Below are 17,458 nucleotides of genomic sequence, written 5' to 3' on the forward strand. Positions count from 1 at the left end.
GCTCGCGCCGGGCGGGCTTTCTGCTGACCGATCCGTTGCCTCAGATCACCAGCACTTTCGTACCGACGCGGACGCGCTCGTAGAGATCGACGACGTCGTCATTGGTCATGCGGATGCAGCCGGAGGACACCGCCTGACCGATGGTGTCGGGTTCGTTGGTGCCGTGGATGCGATAGAGCGACGAGCCGAGATACATGGCGCGCGCGCCCATCGGATTGTCCGGCCCCCCGGTCATGAAGCGCGGCAGGTCGGGACGGCGTTTCAGCATCTCGGGCGGCGGCGTCCAGCTCGGCCATTCCGCCTTGCGGGTGATGGGCTTCATCCCGGCCCATTCGAAGCCGGGACGGCCGACGCCGATGCCGTAACGCAGCGCCCGCCCGCCCGGCTGGACGAGGAAGAGGAAGCGCTGCGGCGTGTCGATGACGATCGTGCCCGGCGCCTGCTTGCCATCATAGGCGACCTCCTGCTTGCGGAAGCGCGGATCGATGACGCGCTCGACCGGGCGCCCGGCCTCGACCGGCTCGCCCAGAGCCGCCACGCGGCGGCCTGGAGCCCGTTGCTCCATGGCCGGCGCGAAGGGATCGGATCCATAGCCGGCCGGGTGGCTGCGCTGGCCATAGGCAGCCTGCGCGCCCGGGTGGTTGTAGACCGCGCCGCCGCGCGCCTGCGGCGTCGGATCGCGGCCCGTCATCAGCATCTCGATGAAGCCGCCGCCATAGTTGCCGCCTCGGGCAGGCATCGAGCCCCTTGTAAACGGATCGGGCCTGGCGGGCTGGCCGAAGCTCTGCGCGGCGGCGGAGCCGGTTAACGCCAGCACCCCGGCCAGCGCGGTGAAGGTCAGGAAGCGGACTGAACGCATGACGCAAACTCTCTCGACATCAACCTGCGAAAGAGCCTGGGCGTCGTTCTTAAAAGAAATGGTGAATCGTTCGCCGCGATGCGGCCATGAGCGGATTGATCCCGCCAATTCAGCGAATTAACCTTAGCGGATCGGCAATGGACACGGTGAACGAAAGGTTGTCCGCCTGCCGAGCACGGACGATTTCACGACATGCTCGCCGGTCCGGCTTTCATCCGGCCGGCGCGGCATGACGCCGCCGTTGGGGCCCTGGCGATGATGTAGGGCGCGCCGCGTCGGCCCGCGGCGGCGCGGACGCGGGGCACGCGTCCGCCTCGCGGAAATAGGCCGCCAGCCCAGCGGCCGACGAACCGAGGGGCGGCCCGTCCAAGCGCGGGGCCGGCGGCGCGGACGGCAAGCCCGGCGAAGATCGCCGCGATCGGGATCGCTTTCATGTCGTCGCCCTTCCGGCTTTGCGGCTCTTGCGCATCGTCCACCACAGCATTAGCGCGGTGCGCAATCGTGCGACATCGCCGATCCAGACGATCGCCAGATAGATCGCGCCGCCGATGGCGATCTGCAAGGCGAGTTCGAGCGGCGCGGCGAGGCTGCCCCGGAGCGGCCAGATCGCGGCGGCCATGACGCAGCAGGCGAGCACAACGAGCCCGCAATCGCGCAAGGGCGGCCATTCCGGCAGGGCGCGCAGGGCCGCGATCGCGGTCACCGCCAACACGGTCAGGAAACCCGCGCTCTGGGCGATCGCATAGGCGCGCGGCTCGCCGCCGAGCGCGAAAGCGGCGACCACGCCGACATTGACCGCGAGGCCGAGCAGCGCGACCAGCGTGGCGATGCCGGTGCGCTTGCCGATCAGGAAGACCGGGTAGAGCGCCGCCTGAAAGATCGTGATCGCGGCGAAGCCCGGCAGCAGGATCGCCATATAGGCGGCGAAGCGGCCCTGGAAGTTCGACGGCACGATCAGCCGGTCGAAGGCCGGAAGCGCCAGCCAAAGTCCGGCGGCCACTGGCAGCGCCACCGCCAGCACGATGACGACGTTCTTCGCGATCTTCCTTTCGGCGGCGCGCCGGCCGCGCGTCTCGTCGAGCCGGATGATCTCACGCAGCAGCACGATCTCGAGCGTCGCCCCGAGCGCGCCGAACAGCCGCAGGCCCATATCGGAGGCAAGCGAGAAATAACCGGCCTCGGCATAGCCATGGGCGGAGGCGAGCAGCGAGCGGTTCATCAGCGGGATCAGCGAGTAGATCGCGTTGCCGGCGACGAGCGGCAGCGCGTAGACGAAGAACATCCAGGCGATGTCCTTGCGCGCCGCCCCGATCGAGAGCGGCGCATCGGCCAGCGCCCGGCGCACCGCCAGCAGCGCGACCGCGACGCTGAGCAGCCCGCCGAGCAGCACCACCGTCGGATCGCGCGTCAGCCAGGCGCCGCCGACCATCAGGACGAGCGCCAGCACGTTCTTGACGACGATCAGCTTCGCATAGGCGGCATCGAGAAAGCGGGCGCGGGCGATCGCGCCATGATAGTCGAACAGCCCCGCCCCGATCCCGGCCAGCACGGCGGCCGAGAGCAGCATCGCCGGCAGCCTGAAGTCGATGCCGGCCGCGACGGCGGCGACGAGCAGCGCGGCCGTCGAGATGCTGATGCCGGCGACCAGCAGGTCGAGCGTGGCGCGGATCTCGGGCTGGGTCGCGCGCGTCGTCAGCGAATAGAAGCGCAACGCCGAGAGCCTGACCCAGTCGAGCAGCGCCGTATTGACCAGCACGATGATCGCCGCGCCTATGGCGTAGCGGCCGAACTCGGCCGGCCCGAGACAATAGGCGATGAGCAGTCCGAGGACGAAATTCAGCCCGGCATTGATGACGAAGGGCACGAGGACGGTCATGTCGGCTCGGTCGCGGCGGGGCGGCGGAGGCCTCGCGACTCAGGCGGATGCCGGAGACGGGGCCGGAAATTGGCGTAACCACATGACGCCTGTTTTCCAAGCGCCGAGCTGATGCCGACCGATCCGTTGTTCTATCTCGTCGGCTGGACGACGATCCTCGTCATCGCCGTCGGCAAGAGCGCCTTCGGCGGCGGGCTCGCCATTCTCGGCATCCCGCTGCTCGCCTTCGTGGTGAAGCCGCTCGACGCCGCCATCATCGTCGCCATGCTGGTGTCGCTGATGGACCTCATCGCGCTGCGGCGCTTCGGCGCCGAGACCCGCTCGAAGCCCGATCTGGTCTGGCTCCTGCCCGGGCTCGTGGTCGGCATCGGCATCGGCTATCTCGTCTTCGTCCATGTCGATCCGCGCATCGTCACGCTGGTCATCGGCCTGACCACGCTCGCCTTCACGCTGCAATGGTTCCTGACGGGCCGGCTTGCCGCGCCGGCGCAGCGGCCGGTCTCGCCTCCGCTCGCGCTTCTGGCCGGCACGGCGTCGGGCTTCACCACCTTCGTCGCCCATGCCGGCGGACCGCCCGTGGCGATATACCTGCTCGGGCGCGGCCTGCCCAAGAGCCTGCTGGTCGGCACCACGATCGCGCTGTTCACGCTCGCCAACTGGCTGAAGCTGCCGCCCTATCTCCTGCTCGGGCTGAAGAACCCGGACGCGCTCCGGGGCGCGCTGGCCCTGGCGCCCGCCGTGCCGTTCGGCATCTGGCTCGGCCGCATCGCGCATGACCGGCTCGACCAGAAGACGCTGTTCCTCTGGTGCTACGGGATGCTGTTCGTGGCGGCGCTGAAGCTGACGGCGGATGCGGGACTGGCGCTGTGGGATTGAGGTCGTCAGGCCGGTCCTGACTCCAGCTCAAGACGGATCGCCGCCATCACCGCCTGCAAGCGCGGGAGATCGTCTTTGACCACGCTCCAGATGATCTCGTCCGAAATGCCTTGATGCTCATGACGCAGCACATTTCCGACAGCCCGAACCTTAGGCCAGGGGATTTCGGAATGACGCGTCAGATATCCGGTGGGAGATGGCGCGCCGCTTCCGAGATGATCTCGACGCCGCGCTAACGCCATGACGAAGCACCCAACTCGAGCGGAATTCGTCCAGCGTCTTGCCGTTCGTTGCCTAGATGATGCCCCTCAATCGCCGCTTCGATGTCGAAGACGAAGACGGTCGCGCCTCATCGGAACAACCCTAACCGCGTCCTGCTGAATGCGCGCGCTTAGCAAAGGATAGAGGCTGTCGCGTGTCGTCAAGTCGATGGGGATGAGCAATTCGTCTTCGAGGTAGAGTTTGATCCCCACGAGATCGAGCAACAAAAAACGGCTCTCCCGATCATAGTCGATAAACAAGTCGATATCGCTACCGTCGGCGGCCTCGTCGCGAACCGTCGAGCCGAACGAGTAAAGCGATGTCGCGCCCATCGCCCTGAGGGCATCGGCTCGCTGGTTCAGCTCCCGCAGGGCGATCTCGCGTTTCATCATGCGCAGTATGGCGCAAAGGGCGATGACAGGGAACGCGGGCAGCCGCCAAGCCTCGGCATGCGTCAGCCGAATAGGACTGCCCTGCCCGCCCCCTGTCGTGGGCGAGGCGCTATCGTTATGCCGGAGACATGACCACCGCCCTGCCGCCGATCCGCGACGCCCGCGACAGCGATTCCGAACCGCTGGCCGCGCTGATCGCGGCGAGCTTCGCCGAATATCCGAACTGCCTGTTCGAGTGGCCGGAGTTTCCCGAGCTGCGGGCGCCTGCTAGCCACTTCGCGGCGAAGGGCGGACGGCTCTGGGTGGCGGATGCGCCGGGTGGCGGCATCGCCGGCTCGCTCGGCGTCGTGCCGCTGCCGGAGCAGAACGCGGCCGAGATCGTCAAGGTCTATGCCGATCCGGCCTTTCGCGGCTCCGGGCTGGCGCAGGCGTTGTTTTCCCGCGCGCTCGCCTTCGCCGAGGCCGGAGGCTTTTCCGAGCTGATGCTGTGGTCCGACAGCCGCTTCGCGCGCGGCCACCGTTTCTACGAAAAGCTCGGCTTCGTGCGCTGGCCGGGCGAGCGCTATCTCGCCGACGTCTCGGCGACCTGGGAATACCACTTCCGCAAACCTCTCGCCGGCCCCGCGCCATGAATCCGACGACGGCGCTGCGCGCCATGCTCGGCATCGCGCTACTGACCGCGATGGACGCGGTCATCAAAGGGCAGATGCGCGAGCATCCCTTCATCGTGGCGGTGTTCATGCGCTTCGCCATGGGCGGGCTCTGCTCGCTCGCCGTGCTGGCGCTGGTGCGCCCGGCCTTCCCGACGCGCGCGAGCCTGATCGGCAACGCCATCCGCGTGCCGGTGGTCGTGGTCACGGCCGGCAGCTTCTTCTATTCGATCTCGGTGCTGCCGCTGGCGGAAGCGCTGACGCTCTCGTTTCTCGCGCCGGTCTTCGTCGCCCTGCTCGGCGGCCTGCTGCTGAAGGAAAAGCTCGACAGCCGCATCTTCACCGCGCTCGGCTTCGGCGTCGTCGGCATGCTGGTGATGGTCTGGCCGCGGCTGCAGGGGAACATGCCGAGCGCCGAGCTCGGCGTCGCGGCCGCGCTGTTCTCGGCCGTGGCCTACGCCTTCAACCTCGTCCTGCTGCGCCGCATCGCGCTGAAGGAGCATCCCGCCGTCATCGTGGTCTTCCAGAACTGCGGGCCGGCCCTGTGCCTCGCCGTTCCGGCGGCGCTCGCCTTCGTGCCGATGACGCTGGCCGATCTCGCCGCTTACGCGCTCGCCGGCGCGCTCGCCGTCGGCGGGCACCTGTCGCTGACCTCGGCCTTCGCCCGGGCCGAGGCCTCGCGGCTGGCGCCGATCGAATACACGGCGCTGATCTGGGCGAGCCTGCTCGGCTACCTGATGTTCGGCGAGATACCGCTGATCACGACCTATGCCGGGGCGCTGCTGATCGTGGCGGGGGCGGTCGCGGTGAGCCGGCGATAGGTTCAGCTTTTCGCCTTCGCCGAGAAGACAAGGCAGGTTTCCGCGCCATGCGCGAGCAGCCTGCCGCGCTCGTCGACCAGCCGCCCCTCGGTGGTGATAACCGTCCCGCCGCGATGGATCAGCCTGCCCTCGCAGCGCACCGGCCCGCTCTCGGGCATCACCGCGCGGACATAGTTCAGCTTCATCTCCAGCGTGGTGTAGCCCTCGCCCGCCTTCAACGTCGAATGCGCCGCGCAGGCCATGGCGGAATCGAGGATCGTCGCGGTCCAGCCGCCATGGATCGTGCCGAGCGGGTTGAAGAAGCGGGCCGAGGGCCTGCCGGTGAAGACGACGCGGCCTTCCTCGACCTCGGCCAATTCAAAGTCCATCTCGGCCGCGAAGGGCGCGCCGGGATGGCGGCCTTCCAGCATGCCGCGCAGGAAGGCGACGCCGCCCCCCGCCAGCAGAACCTCGCGTGAGACGACCCCGATTTGCCGCGCCATGTCTGCTCCATCCATGTCCGCTCATCTATTGTGTAGATACACTATAGGCAGCGGACGCCGGGCGGGTCAAGCCGCTCTCGATCACGTCGTCAGGCCGGCTGGCGCGCGATCCGGCGCAGCGCCTTCAGTCCTTCGCGGGTCTCGCCCCAGCGCGTTTCGCCGAGCCCGCTCTCGATCCGGTCCTGCGCCGCCCGCCAATACGGGATCGCGGCCTCGATCGCCGCCCTGCCCTGGTCGGTGACGGCATAGATCGAGGCGCGGCCCTTGCAGATCACGGGTTCCACCAGCCCTTCCGCCGCCAGAAGCTGGAGATTGCGGGTGAGCGAGGTCCGCTCCAGCGCGAAGCGTTCGGCCAGCTCCGTGACCGACTTCCACTGCCCGGTGCTCAGCGCCGAGAGCAGCACGAACTGGGTGATCTTGAGCCCGCTCGGGCGCATCGCCTCGTCATAGGCCCGCGTCACGGCGCGCGCCGTCATGCGCACGTGCAGCGCGACGCAGGAGCGGGCGATGTCGTCGAGCCTGGGATCAGGACGAGGGTGGGAAGAAGGCGTCGTCATCCCGCCATGCTAGCGTGTTCGTATCGGATTTGGCAGCGGACCGTTCCGGCCCTGGTGTCGCGCGCGGAATTCACCTTCCGCCGCATGCTTCCTTGACTCGGGCGAGGCCCGCGCCTATCTCCGCGCCATCCCTTAGCACTCTCCTTGCGTGACTGCTAACGGATGCCCCGTCGCGGGCGCCGTTCGGGCGGCCCGCAGCAAAATTCGATTCGAGAGGAAGACAGAACCATGAAGTTCCGTCCTTTGCATGACCGCGTCGTGGTCCGTCGCCTGGATGGCGAGGAGAAGACCAAGGGTGGCATCATCATCCCCGACACCGCCAAGGAAAAGCCCCAGGAGGGCGAGGTCATCGCCGTCGGCCCGGGCGGCCGCGACGAGGCCGGCAAGCTGACCCCGCTCGACGTCAAGAAGGGCGACCGCGTCCTCTTCGGCAAGTGGTCGGGCACCGAGGTCAAGATCGATGGCCAGGACCTCCTGATCATGAAGGAATCCGACATCATGGGCGTGATCGGCTGACCGGCCTGCGACCGCCTTTCCCCAAATTCCACAAGGAGTTGCTCTCATGGCAGCCAAAGACGTCAAGTTCTCCACCGATGCCCGCGACCGGATGCTGCGCGGCGTCGAAATCCTCAACAACGCCGTCAAGGTGACGCTCGGTCCCAAGGGCCGCAACGTCGTGATCGACAAGTCGTTCGGCGCGCCGCGCATCACCAAGGACGGCGTCACCGTCGCCAAGGAGATCGAGCTCTCCGACAAGTTCGAGAACATGGGCGCGCAGATGGTGCGCGAAGTCGCCTCGAAGCAGAACGACGCCGCCGGCGACGGCACCACGACCGCGACCGTTCTCGCCGCCGCCATCATGCGCGAAGGCCTGAAGTCGGTGGCCGCCGGCATGAACCCGATGGATCTGAAGCGCGGCATCGACCTCGCGGTCGATGCGATCGTCTCCGACCTGAAGAAGAACTCCAAGAAGGTCACGACCAACGCGGAAGTCGCGCAGGTCGGCACCATCTCGGCGAACGGCGACGAGTCGGTCGGCAAGATGATCGCGACCGCCATGCAGAAGGTCGGCAACGAGGGCGTCATCACCGTCGAGGAGGCCAAGACCGCCGAGACCGAACTCGACGTCGTCGAGGGCATGCAGTTCGACCGCGGCTATCTCTCGCCCTACTTCATCACCAATGCCGAGAAGATGGTCGCCGAGCTGGAAGACCCCTACATCCTCGTCTTCGAGAAGAAGCTCTCCTCGCTCCAGGCGATGCTGCCGATCCTCGAGGCCGTCGTGCAGACCGGCAAGCCGCTGCTCATCATCGCCGAGGACGTCGAGGGCGAGGCCCTGGCCACGCTCGTCGTCAACAAGCTCCGCGGCGGCCTGAAGGTCGCGGCCGTCAAGGCGCCGGGCTTCGGCGACCGCCGCAAGGCCATGCTCGAGGACATCTCGATCCTGACCGCCGGCCAGATGATCTCGGAAGACCTCGGCATCAAGCTCGAGACCGTGACGCTCGCCATGCTCGGCCGCGCCAAGAAGGTGCGCATCGAGAAGGAGAACACCACGATCATCGACGGCGCCGGCAAGAAGAAGGACATCGAGGGCCGCGTCGCGCAGATCAAGGCGCAGATCGAGGAGACCACCTCGGACTACGACCGCGAGAAGCTCCAGGAGCGCCTGGCCAAGCTCGCCGGCGGCGTCGCCGTCATCCGCGTCGGCGGCGCGACCGAGGTCGAGGTCAAGGAGAAGAAGGACCGCGTCGACGACGCCCTCAACGCGACCCGCGCGGCTGTCGAGGAAGGCGTCCTGCCGGGCGGCGGCGTCGCCCTCCTGCGCGCGCTCTCGACCGTCAAGTCGATCAAGACCCAGAACGACGACCAGAAGACCGGCGTCGAGATCGTCCGCAAGGCGATCATGGCCCCGGCCAGGCAGATCGTCGACAACGCCGGCGACGACGGCGCGGTCGTGGTCGGCAAGCTGCTCGAGTCGAAGGAATACGCCTACGGCTACAACGCCCAGACCGGCGTGTATGGCGACCTGGTCAAGGCCGGCATCATCGATCCGACCAAGGTCGTGCGCACGGCGATCCAGGACGCGGCTTCGATCGCCGGCCTGCTGATCACCACCGAGGCGATGATCGCCGAGGCGCCGAAGAAGGACTCGCCGATGCCCCCGATGGGCGGCGGCGGCGGCATGGGCGGCATGGATTTCTGATCGAAATCCAAACGCCCATCTCCTTGGAGCTCTGGAACCGGGCAAGCCCGGTTCCAGTGGCGGCATGGATTTCTGATCGAAATCCAAACGCCCACCTCCTTGGATCTCTGGAACCGGGCAAGCCCGGTTCCAGTGGCGGCATGGATTTCCGATCCAGCCATCCGGCCCAGACAGACGAGGCCCGGCGCAAGCCGGGCCTTTTCATTTATCAATCTTGAGTTGCACAATCCCGGAGCAGGCGTTGAAAGGCCGTTCGGACGTGCCGCCTTCATTGCTCTACAAAAAACGAAATTTTAGGCGGAAACATGGTCATTTTCCGCAAATAGACGCTGAATCTTCACAGTTCCTCAACCATTCCGAGCGATTTTACAGATAGAGACTACTTACCTCAGGTTGCAGGCCCGCGACACGCATCCGCTCCCGCCTGGCGAAGGAACAGACGAGCCATGTTCTCCCGATCCCGGAAATCGCCACCCGTCGATCTGGCGCGGCGCGAACTGGAAGCCAAGGTCGCGGCGATCAGCCGGTCGCAGGCCGTGATCGAGTTCGATCTCGACGGCCGCATCCTCGATGCGAACGCCAATTTCCTGAACGCGATGCGATACGCCCGGGACGAGGTCGTGGGCCAGCACCACAGCATCTTCGTCACGGCGGAAGAGCGCGCGTCGGAGGCCTATCGGCAATTCTGGAAAAGGCTCCGCAGCGGCGAGTTCGAAACCGCCGAATACATGCGCATCCGCAAGGACGGCAGCGAGATCTGGATCCAGGCAACCTACAACCCGATGCTCGATGGCGACGGCAAGCCCTACAAGGTCGTCAAATTCGCGACCGACATCACCGACAGCAAAATCCGCAGCGCCGATCATTCCGGCCAGATCGAGGCGATCGGCCGGTCCCAGGCGGTGATCTCGTTCAACCTCGACGGCGTCATCCTCGCGGCGAACGCCAATTTCCTCGCTCTGATGGAGTATGGACTGCCCGAGGTCGAGGGCCGTCACCACCAGATGTTCGTGACCCCGGCCGAGCGCGCCAGCGACGGCTATCGCGAGTTCTGGAACCGCCTGCGCAAGGGCGAGTTCTTCAGCGCCGAGTTCAAGCGCCTGACCAAGAGCGGCCGCGAGGTCTGGATCCAGGCGTCCTACAACCCGATCTTCGACCTCAACGGCAAGCCGTTCAAGGTCGTCAAATTCGCCAGCGACGTCACCGCCACCAAGCTGAAGCTGGTCGACTATTCCGGCCAGGTCGCGGCGATCGGGCGATCGCAGGCCGTGATCGAGTTCGATCTGCGCGGCACGATCCTCAACGCCAACGAGAACTTCCTCAAGACGGTCGGCTATGGCGCCGCCGAGGTCATCGGCCAGCATCACAGCATCTTCATGCCGCCCCCGGAAGCGCAGAGCGCGGCCTATCGGGACTTCTGGGCGGCGCTGGGACGCGGCGATTATGTCGCGGGGGAGTTCCGCCGGCGCGGCAAGGGCGGACGCGAGGTCTGGATCCAGGCGTCCTACAATCCGATCTTCGACCTCAACGGCATGCCCTTCAAGGTGGTCAAATACGCCACCGACATCACAGCCGAGATCGAGCGGCGCGCCATCATGAACCAGTTGTCGCTGGTCGCGAACGGCACCGACAATTCGGTCATCATCACCGATGCGCAGCGCCGGATCGAATACGTCAACAGCGGCTTCGAGCGACTGAGCGGCTTCAAGGCGGCCGACGTCATGGGCAAGAGCCCCGGCAAGGTTCTGCAGGGCGCCCATACCGATCCCGAGACGGTCAAGCGCATCCGCTGCAAGCTCGATCGCGGCGAAGCGTTCTACGAGGAAATCCTGAACTACACCCGCGATGGCCAACCCTACTGGATCAGCCTGGCGATCAATCCCGTGCTGGGCGCCGATGGCCGGGTCGAACGGTTCATCTCGATCCAGGCGAATGTGACCGACACCAAGCAGCGTGCGTTGGAGTTCACGACCAAACTGGAAACGATCGGCGAGACCAACGCTCTTGCCGAGTGGAAGTTCGACGGCGCGATCTCGGCGGCGAACGCCGCATTGCTGAAATGGGAGGCGCAGACCGAGGGCGCGGCCGTCAGCCTCGACCGCCTGCTGCCGATCGCGGACTGCGCGCAATTGCGGGCCGGCGAGAGCATTCGCCGGGAAGTGACATGGCCGACGAAGAGTGGACATCGTTCGCTCGACGCCGTGTTCTCGGGCATGCGCGACATTCAGGGCAATGTCGCCAATGTCCTGATGTGCGGGATCGACGTCTCGGACCGACGCCGCGCCGTCGACGAGACCAGCGTGGCGATGAAGGACGTGCTGCAATCGAGCCAGCGCATCGCAGACATCGTGTCCTATATCGACAACATCGCCTTCCAGACGAATATTCTGGCGCTGAACGCCGCGGTCGAGGCCGCGCGGGCGGGGGACGCCGGGAAGGGCTTCGCCGTCGTCGCGGCCGAGGTGCGCTCGCTCGCGCACCAGTCGGCCGAGTCCGCGCGCGACATCTCGCGTCTGGTGACCGAAAGCCGGGAGCGCATGGCGACGCTGGCGGAATCGCTCGCCCGGCTCGACAAGGCTGACGTGGCCCGGGACGGCGAGGCCGCGAGCCGCCAGGCCGCCTGAACCCGGCTGCGCATCCCGCGCGGTTCACCACGCCTGCATGATCTGTCGACAGTCGCCGCGACAGGCTCGCCCCGCGCCTCCCGCCTTCTCCTATGCGTCGGAAGCGCAAGCGCTTTTCGTCCTCTGTCGATGAAGATGGCAGAGGCTTGCCGCGCACGGCCGGGGCCATGCCCGCAGCGCGGGCAAAGCAGGCGTCGCATCATGGTTCGGCGCTCTGCCGTGGTCGTCGGCATCCATGCCGTCATTGCCTTGATTGCGGTCGCGGCGGCGCTGGCGAGCGGATGGTGTGCCTTCGAGGAAATGCCGCCGGTCACCCTTGCGGTGGCTGCCGGCGGCCAGGGCGGCAATGTCGACCAGTTGATCGGAGAGGTCCGCGACCTCGTCGCCAGCCAATCGAAGACGCCGCGGCCGACGCTGGTGCTGCGAGCCTCGATCGCGGAGGCTATCGGCGAGGTCCGCGCGGCCGGACAGCATTCGGGCCGGGCGGCGGCCTGCGGCACATCACAAATCGCTGAGCGAGGGAGCCTGCGCCTTGAGCCTGGCTTTCTTGTCTGTTGCGCTGCGGTGGATCATGGTCCGAATCGCGGCGTCCGCCGCGAGCCTTCCCAATCAGGATAGCGCCGATGCGTCCGTTGAGCTTTGCCGTCGCCATCCTGGCCGTAATCGCGCTCGCCATCGGCATCCAGGCCGGCAACGCCGGGGTGATCGGGATGGGCGTGGTCGGCCTCCTGCTGGCGGCGGCCGTGTTCCGCGCGACCGGCATCGCCTACTTCCTGAAGATCTTCTCGGCGATCTTCGGCACGGAATATGTCGCCTTCGGCGCGGGCGCCGTGCTGGCCCAGCTCGGCTTCTGGCCGCAGAACTGGACGGCGGTCGCGCCGCCGCCGAGCCTGCCGACCACGGTCGCGGTCTTCGGCATCCTGATCTACCTGATCTCCTTCGCGCCGGTGGTGCAGCGCATCGCGCGCATCGCCTCGCCCTATTTCCTCGCCGATCAGCGTTCGACGCTGAATTTCGGACCGCTCGGCAAGGTCAGCATCAGCCTCGGCCATTCGGCCGTCGCGCTGCTCGTCTTCCTGATCGTGCTCAACCAGGCGCAGGTCGGCATCTCGCTCAGGCTGAACTTCTTCTACCGCGACTTCTACAACGCGCTGCAGAACTACGACGTCTCGGCGTTCTGGTATCAGTTGATCTGGGTCTTCGGCGTCTGGGCGACGATTTCCGTCGTGACCAACCTGATCGAGATCGTCGCCAACAGCGTCCTGCTGATCCGCTGGCGCGAATATATGGCCGACGATTACAACCGGCGCTGGCTCTCGGCCGGCGCGCATTATCGCATGTCGCTCGCCGGCACGGCGGACAACCCGGACCAGCGCATCGCCGAGGACACGCGTTCCTTCCTGAACCAGACCTACGCCTTCTCGCTGACGCTGCTGACGCAGATCTCCACTCTGGTCTCGTTCTCGATCATACTCTGGTCGCTGCCGGTGACGATCAAAGTGCCGGGCACCGAGATCGTCATCCCCGGCTTCATCTTCTGGGCGACGTTTCTCTATGCGGCGCTGGCGACCTGGATCACCCATCTGATCGGGCGCTACCTGATCCCGCTCGAATTCGAGCAGGAGCGGCGCGAGGCGAATTTCCGCTTCTCGATGGCGCGCCTGCGCGAATATTCCGAGCAGATCGCCTCGATGCGCGGCGAGAAGGCCGAGCTGACGCATCTCCGCCACCGCTTCCGCGACATCGTGCGGAACTTCTACGAATTGATGTGGCGCAAGCTGAAGCTCACCAGCTTCACCCTGTCCTACAACCAGGCGAACGTCATCATTCCTTTCCTGCTGCTGGCGCCCGGCTACTTCGCCAAGGAGTTCCAGCTCGGCACGCTGACGCAGACCTCCTCGGCCTTCGGGCGCGTCGAGACGGCCCTGTCCTTCATCATCAACAGCTACCAGTCGATTGCCTCCTATCTCGCCTCGATCAACCGCCTGACCTCGTTCGAGGCGGCGATCCGGCAGGCGCAGGAATCGCAGGAGGGCGGCGTCGATCGCACCCGCCAGCCGGGCGCGAGCCTCACCGTCGACGGCGCGACGCTGACGCTGCCCAACGGCAAGCCGATCGTGCGCGCGGACGGGCTCTCGCTCGGCGGAACCCGCACGACGCTGCTGGTCGGCCCCTCGGGCTCGGGCAAATCGACCCTGTTCCGCGCCATAGCGGGGATCTGGCCCTTCGGCGACGGCAAGGTCGGCATCCCCGAAGGGGCCGAGGTCATGCTGCTGCCGCAGCGGCCCTATCTGCCGCAGGGTTCCCTGCGCGCGGCGCTGGCCTATCCGGCGCAGGAGAACGCCTTCGACGACGCGGCCCTTCGCGATGCGATGGACAAGGTCAAGCTCGCCCATCTGGCCGAGCGGCTCGACGAGGTCGATCTCTGGGGCCAGCGTCTGTCGGGCGGCGAGCAGCAGAGGCTGGCCGTGGCGCGGGCGCTGCTGGCGAAACCCGACTGGCTCCTGCTCGACGAGGCGACCGCCTCGCTCGACGAGAAGCTGGAAGGCGAGATCTACGAGACGATCCGGACCGGGCTGCCCGAGACGAGGATCGTCTCGATCGGCCATCGCTCGACGCTGCGCGAGATGCACGACGCGATCGTCACGATGGAGCCGAACCCGGACGGCACCTTCAGCCCGAAGGCGGCAGCGCTGGCGCCGGCCTGACCGGAGACGCTGTCAGAGCGCGCGTTCGAAGACGAGATCGCCGCCGGCGGTCGAAAGCACCAGCCGGCCCTGCACCAGATCCCATTTGCGGGCGCCGCGCAGCGCCAGGAGATAGCTGCGCTCGAAATCAGACACGCCCTTGTCGCAGGCGCGCTTGGTCAGGGCGAGCGGGCCGACGGCGAAGCCCTGCTGGCGCAGCGGATAGGCGGCGGCCGAGAAGGTGTTGCAGCCGCCGAAGCCGGTGCCGCGCAGATTGGAGTCGACCAGCAGCGTCGCGCGCATGCTGGCGATCGGCTTGCCGTTCATCGTCGAGGCGCTCCAGGCCGCACCGAACGGAAAGATCTTTTCCTGCGGCGCCATCGGCATCGGCGCGGGCTTGCCGAGTTCCTCTCGCGAAGGCATCGGCATGCGGCCCTGCGCACAGGCCTCGGAGACGGCAAGCGTCATGACGGCAAGAGTGGCGAAGGCGGCGGCGAGGCCGGGGCGTCGGTTCATCATCATCTCAACCTGCACTCATCGAGAAAAGCGGTCGCGCTGCTGTCTTCAACAGACAGCGCGTAGAGCGCTATCGTTAACGGATCAACCCTGAACGCAAGCCATCGGCCGGATTCCCCGGAGAGATGACGAAAGCAGGGCGCTGTCGAAGCGGGGAAAAGGTCCGACGCAAGAAATTCGCGGCGTCCGCATCCGCCCGCGAGGGGTGGCGCGTAGCATGTACATGTCGGGATCACGGGTTCGGCGACCTGCCATTCCCCCCTTTGACAGGTCGCGCCATGCGAGGCTGCTCCCCCCGGAGCGGCCCCGTTTTGATCAGCCCGCGCTGCCGATCCGGGCCAGCAGCCTGGCCAGCAAGGGGTTCTCGCGCCGGAAGACATAGGCCGGCGCGGAGACCGTGACATCCTCGGCCCCGGCCTCGGCCAGCCGCGCGACCAGCGCGAAGACGGCTTTCTCAGGACAGTGGATCGTCGCGGGCGCGCCCGCCACGGCCGGCCCGAAGGGCAGGCGCGCGCCGAGGCCGGCGACGATATCGGCGAGCTGACCCGTTTCGCCCAGATTGGCGCGGACCTCCCGCACCGTGCGCGCCTCTTCCTCGGCGGCGATGCGCGAGAGGATGGCGTGGGCCGCCCTGCGCGCGGCCGCGTTCCAGTTGGCGTTGACCGAGGCGACGAGGTTGGCTTCCGAGGCCAGCATCACGCCGTCGTCGAGCACCTTCAGCGCGTTGGCCGCGAGCGTCGAGCCCGTCGTCGTGATGTCGACGACGATGTCGGCCGTTCCGGCCGCGGGCGCGCCCTCGGTCGCGCCCAGGCTCTCGACGATGCGGTAGTCGTTGAGCCCGTGGCCGGCGAAGAAGCGCCGCGTCAGGTTGACGTATTTGGTCGCGACGCGGAGCTTGCGGCCTTGCCGCGCGCGCATCAGCGAGGCGACGTCGTCGAGATCGGCCATGGTCGCGACGTCGATCCAGGCCTGCGGCACCGCGACGACGACATTGGCCTGGCCGAAGCCGAGCGGCGTCAGCATCTCGACGGCGTTGTCGGCGTCGGCGACCTGCTCGCGCACCAGATCCTCGCCGGTGACGCCGAGATGGGCCTTGCCCGAGGCGAGTTGCGCCACGATCTCGGAGGCCGAGAGGAAGGCGACCTCGGCGCCCTCCACGCCGGCGATCGCGCCGCGATACTCGCGCGCGCCGCGCGACTGCACGAATTTCAGCCCGGCGCGGCCGAAGAAGGCGGTGGCGTTCTCCTGAAGCCGGCCCTTGGACGGAACGGCGATGACGAGCGGTGCATCATGGACGAGCGGCGCATCGTTCGAAGCGGTCATGAGGCGGCTCCCGGCAGCCGGTCGAGCCAGAGCGAGGCGCCGACCGCAGGCGTCGGCTTCGCGGCGCCGAGCCGGCCGAGCACGCCGTCATAGCGCCCGCCGCCGGCGACGGGCTTGCCGTCGCCGCGGCCTGCGTCGTGCAGCTCGAAGATGAAGCCGCTGTAGTAGTCGAGATTGCGGGCGAAGCCGGCCGAGAACGCGATTGAGCCCACATCGACGCCGCGCACGGCGAGGAAGCCGGTGCGCTCGTCGAAGGCGTCGAGCTCGCGGGCGAGATCGAGCGAGGCGGTGTCGGCGAGCGCGCGCAGGCGCGCGGAGGCCGTATCGGGATCGCCAGCCACGGCGAGAATCTCGGCCAGCAGCGCGCGCGTCCCGGCATTGACCGGGTTCTCGCGCTCGGCGGCGCGGGCCAGGAAGCGCTCGGCGATGTCGCCGGGGCTGCGCCCGCCGACCGCCGCGATGCCGGCGATCGAGAGCACGTCCTCGACGAAAGCCTTGGCCGCCTTGGGATCCTGCCCTTCCAGCGCCTTGAGCAGGCCGGCATGCGCCGCCTCGCCCTCGGCCGCGACCGGGGCGAGCGCCTCGACGGCGTCAGCCCCCCTGCCCTGCACCACCGCGCGCATCAGCCGGCGGCGCGCGCCATGGGGCACGGCAAGCGCGTCGAGCACCGCGTTCAGGATCGCGACGTCGCCCATGACGATGCGCGGCGTGACCAGCCCGAGCGCGGCCGCCGCCTCGATGGTCAGCGCCATGATCTCGGCGTCGCTGGCCGAGAGATCGTCGCGGCCGAAGGATTCAAGCCCTGCCTGGACGAATTCGCCGGGCTCGCCCGAGCGCATGCGGAAGACCGGGCCGCAATAGCAATAGGCGGCGGGCTCGGTCGCGCCCGAGGCGATATGGGCGAGCGCGACGGGGATGGTGTATTCCGGCCTGAGGCACCAGTCTCTGCCCTCGGCGTCCTGCGTCATGAAGATGCGCCGGCGGATATCCTCGCCCGACAGGTCGAGAAAGACATCGGCCGGCTGCAGGATCGCGGGCTCGGCCAGGCCATAGCCCTCGCCTGCGAGCAGCGCGGTCACGGTCTCGATGCTGGCGCGCGATGCGGGCAAGGGCGTTCGTCCTGTTGAGCGCGCTGTCCTAGCAGCGGTGCCGGGGATTTTCGACGGTTTTTAGGGAATTGGGTGAATGGGAACTGGCGCGAGGGAAGCACCGCCGCTTTCTTCCCTTCTCCCGGATGGGAGAAGGTGGCCCGGAGGGCCGGATGAGGGCCTGCCGTTGCCGCATGAAGTGCACCGGCTCCGTCTCACTTCAATCACGAGCGGCGGGCCCTC

Annotated in this window: 17 protein-coding genes; 8 read left to right on the forward strand and 9 right to left on the reverse strand. The window is 67.4% G+C overall.

Features of this window, described 5'->3' with window-relative positions; all coding sequences use genetic code 11:
* Positions 1 to 40: 40 nt before the first annotated feature.
* Positions 41 to 859 (reverse strand): L,D-transpeptidase, encoded by an 819-nt coding sequence (locus tag AC1RRW_RS07590; RefSeq protein WP_492900037.1) that lies wholly within the window; start codon positions 857 to 859, stop codon positions 41 to 43.
* 430 nt (positions 860 to 1,289) lie between these two features.
* Positions 1,290 to 2,735: a lipopolysaccharide biosynthesis protein gene (locus tag AC1RRW_RS07595; RefSeq protein WP_492900038.1), complete on the reverse strand. Its 1,446-nt coding sequence runs from the start codon at positions 2,733 to 2,735 to the stop codon at positions 1,290 to 1,292.
* 111 nt (positions 2,736 to 2,846) lie between these two features.
* On the opposite strand from AC1RRW_RS07595, the gene AC1RRW_RS07600 reads away from it, so the two are divergent.
* Positions 2,847 to 3,611, forward strand: coding sequence for a sulfite exporter TauE/SafE family protein (locus AC1RRW_RS07600; RefSeq protein ID WP_492900039.1), 765 nt, complete (start codon positions 2,847 to 2,849; stop codon positions 3,609 to 3,611).
* Positions 3,612 to 3,616: 5 nt separating this feature from the next.
* On the opposite strand, the gene AC1RRW_RS07605 is transcribed toward AC1RRW_RS07600, so the two are convergent.
* Positions 3,617 to 3,742: a HepT-like ribonuclease domain-containing protein gene (locus AC1RRW_RS07605; RefSeq protein ID WP_492900040.1), complete on the reverse strand. Its 126-nt coding sequence runs from the start codon at positions 3,740 to 3,742 to the stop codon at positions 3,617 to 3,619.
* A gap of 177 nt (positions 3,743 to 3,919) precedes the next feature.
* Positions 3,920 to 4,261: a nucleotidyltransferase family protein gene (locus tag AC1RRW_RS07610; protein ID WP_492900041.1), complete on the reverse strand. Its 342-nt coding sequence runs from the start codon at positions 4,259 to 4,261 to the stop codon at positions 3,920 to 3,922.
* A gap of 131 nt (positions 4,262 to 4,392) precedes the next feature.
* Between AC1RRW_RS07610 and AC1RRW_RS07615 the strand changes: the two genes are divergently transcribed.
* Both AC1RRW_RS07615 and AC1RRW_RS07620 read left to right on the forward strand, forming a co-directional pair.
* Positions 4,393 to 4,896, forward strand: a complete 504-nt coding sequence (locus AC1RRW_RS07615; RefSeq protein ID WP_492900042.1) for a GNAT family N-acetyltransferase — start codon at positions 4,393 to 4,395, stop codon at positions 4,894 to 4,896.
* Positions 4,893 to 5,735, forward strand: a complete 843-nt coding sequence (locus AC1RRW_RS07620; RefSeq protein WP_492900043.1) for a DMT family transporter — start codon at positions 4,893 to 4,895, stop codon at positions 5,733 to 5,735. Before AC1RRW_RS07615 ends, AC1RRW_RS07620 begins: the two co-directional genes overlap by 4 nt.
* A 2-nt stretch (positions 5,736 to 5,737) precedes the next feature.
* Here AC1RRW_RS07620 and AC1RRW_RS07625 read toward each other — a convergent pair whose 3' ends face one another.
* Positions 5,738 to 6,217, reverse strand: coding sequence for a PaaI family thioesterase (locus AC1RRW_RS07625; protein ID WP_492900044.1), 480 nt, complete (start codon positions 6,215 to 6,217; stop codon positions 5,738 to 5,740).
* A gap of 89 nt (positions 6,218 to 6,306) precedes the next feature.
* Positions 6,307 to 6,774: a MarR family winged helix-turn-helix transcriptional regulator gene (locus AC1RRW_RS07630; protein ID WP_492900045.1), complete on the reverse strand. Its 468-nt coding sequence runs from the start codon at positions 6,772 to 6,774 to the stop codon at positions 6,307 to 6,309.
* A gap of 228 nt (positions 6,775 to 7,002) precedes the next feature.
* Between AC1RRW_RS07630 and groES the strand changes: the two genes are divergently transcribed.
* From groES to AC1RRW_RS07655, 5 genes are all read left to right on the forward strand, one after another.
* Entirely contained in the window at positions 7,003 to 7,290 is a 288-nt protein-coding gene (gene groES / locus AC1RRW_RS07635) for a co-chaperone GroES (protein WP_476846971.1), read from the forward strand.
* Positions 7,291 to 7,336: 46 nt separating this feature from the next.
* Positions 7,337 to 8,977, forward strand: coding sequence for a chaperonin GroEL (gene groL / locus AC1RRW_RS07640; protein ID WP_492900047.1), 1,641 nt, complete (start codon positions 7,337 to 7,339; stop codon positions 8,975 to 8,977).
* A 446-nt stretch (positions 8,978 to 9,423) separates the two neighbouring features.
* Positions 9,424 to 11,601, forward strand: a complete 2,178-nt coding sequence (locus AC1RRW_RS07645; protein ID WP_492900048.1) for a methyl-accepting chemotaxis protein — start codon at positions 9,424 to 9,426, stop codon at positions 11,599 to 11,601.
* 201 nt (positions 11,602 to 11,802) lie between these two features.
* Positions 11,803 to 12,219 carry a hypothetical protein gene (locus AC1RRW_RS07650; protein WP_492900050.1) on the forward strand — a complete coding sequence of 139 codons (417 nt, stop codon included), beginning with the start codon at positions 11,803 to 11,805 and terminating at the stop codon, positions 12,217 to 12,219.
* 5 nt (positions 12,220 to 12,224) lie between these two features.
* Positions 12,225 to 14,309 carry an ABC transporter ATP-binding protein/permease gene (locus tag AC1RRW_RS07655; RefSeq protein WP_492900051.1) on the forward strand — a complete coding sequence of 695 codons (2,085 nt, stop codon included), beginning with the start codon at positions 12,225 to 12,227 and terminating at the stop codon, positions 14,307 to 14,309.
* 12 nt (positions 14,310 to 14,321) lie between these two features.
* Here AC1RRW_RS07655 and AC1RRW_RS07660 read toward each other — a convergent pair whose 3' ends face one another.
* The 3 genes from AC1RRW_RS07660 to AC1RRW_RS07670 all read right to left on the reverse strand — a co-directional run bounded on the left by AC1RRW_RS07660 (position 14,322) and on the right by AC1RRW_RS07670 (position 17,236).
* A complete protein-coding gene (locus AC1RRW_RS07660) occupies positions 14,322 to 14,804 on the reverse strand; it encodes an META domain-containing protein (RefSeq protein ID WP_492900052.1) in 483 nt (160 codons plus the stop codon).
* A 315-nt stretch (positions 14,805 to 15,119) separates the two neighbouring features.
* On the reverse strand, positions 15,120 to 16,127 hold the full coding sequence (hisG, locus tag AC1RRW_RS07665; RefSeq protein ID WP_492900054.1) for an ATP phosphoribosyltransferase: 1,008 nt from the start codon (positions 16,125 to 16,127) through the stop codon (positions 15,120 to 15,122).
* Positions 16,124 to 17,236: an ATP phosphoribosyltransferase regulatory subunit gene (locus AC1RRW_RS07670; RefSeq protein ID WP_492900055.1), complete on the reverse strand. Its 1,113-nt coding sequence runs from the start codon at positions 17,234 to 17,236 to the stop codon at positions 16,124 to 16,126. The genes hisG and AC1RRW_RS07670 overlap by 4 nt, the downstream gene beginning before the upstream one ends.
* Between the last annotated feature and the right edge of the window lie 222 nt (positions 17,237 to 17,458).

This window comes from Allobosea sp. GW821-FHT12C12, from assembly GCF_058807355.1.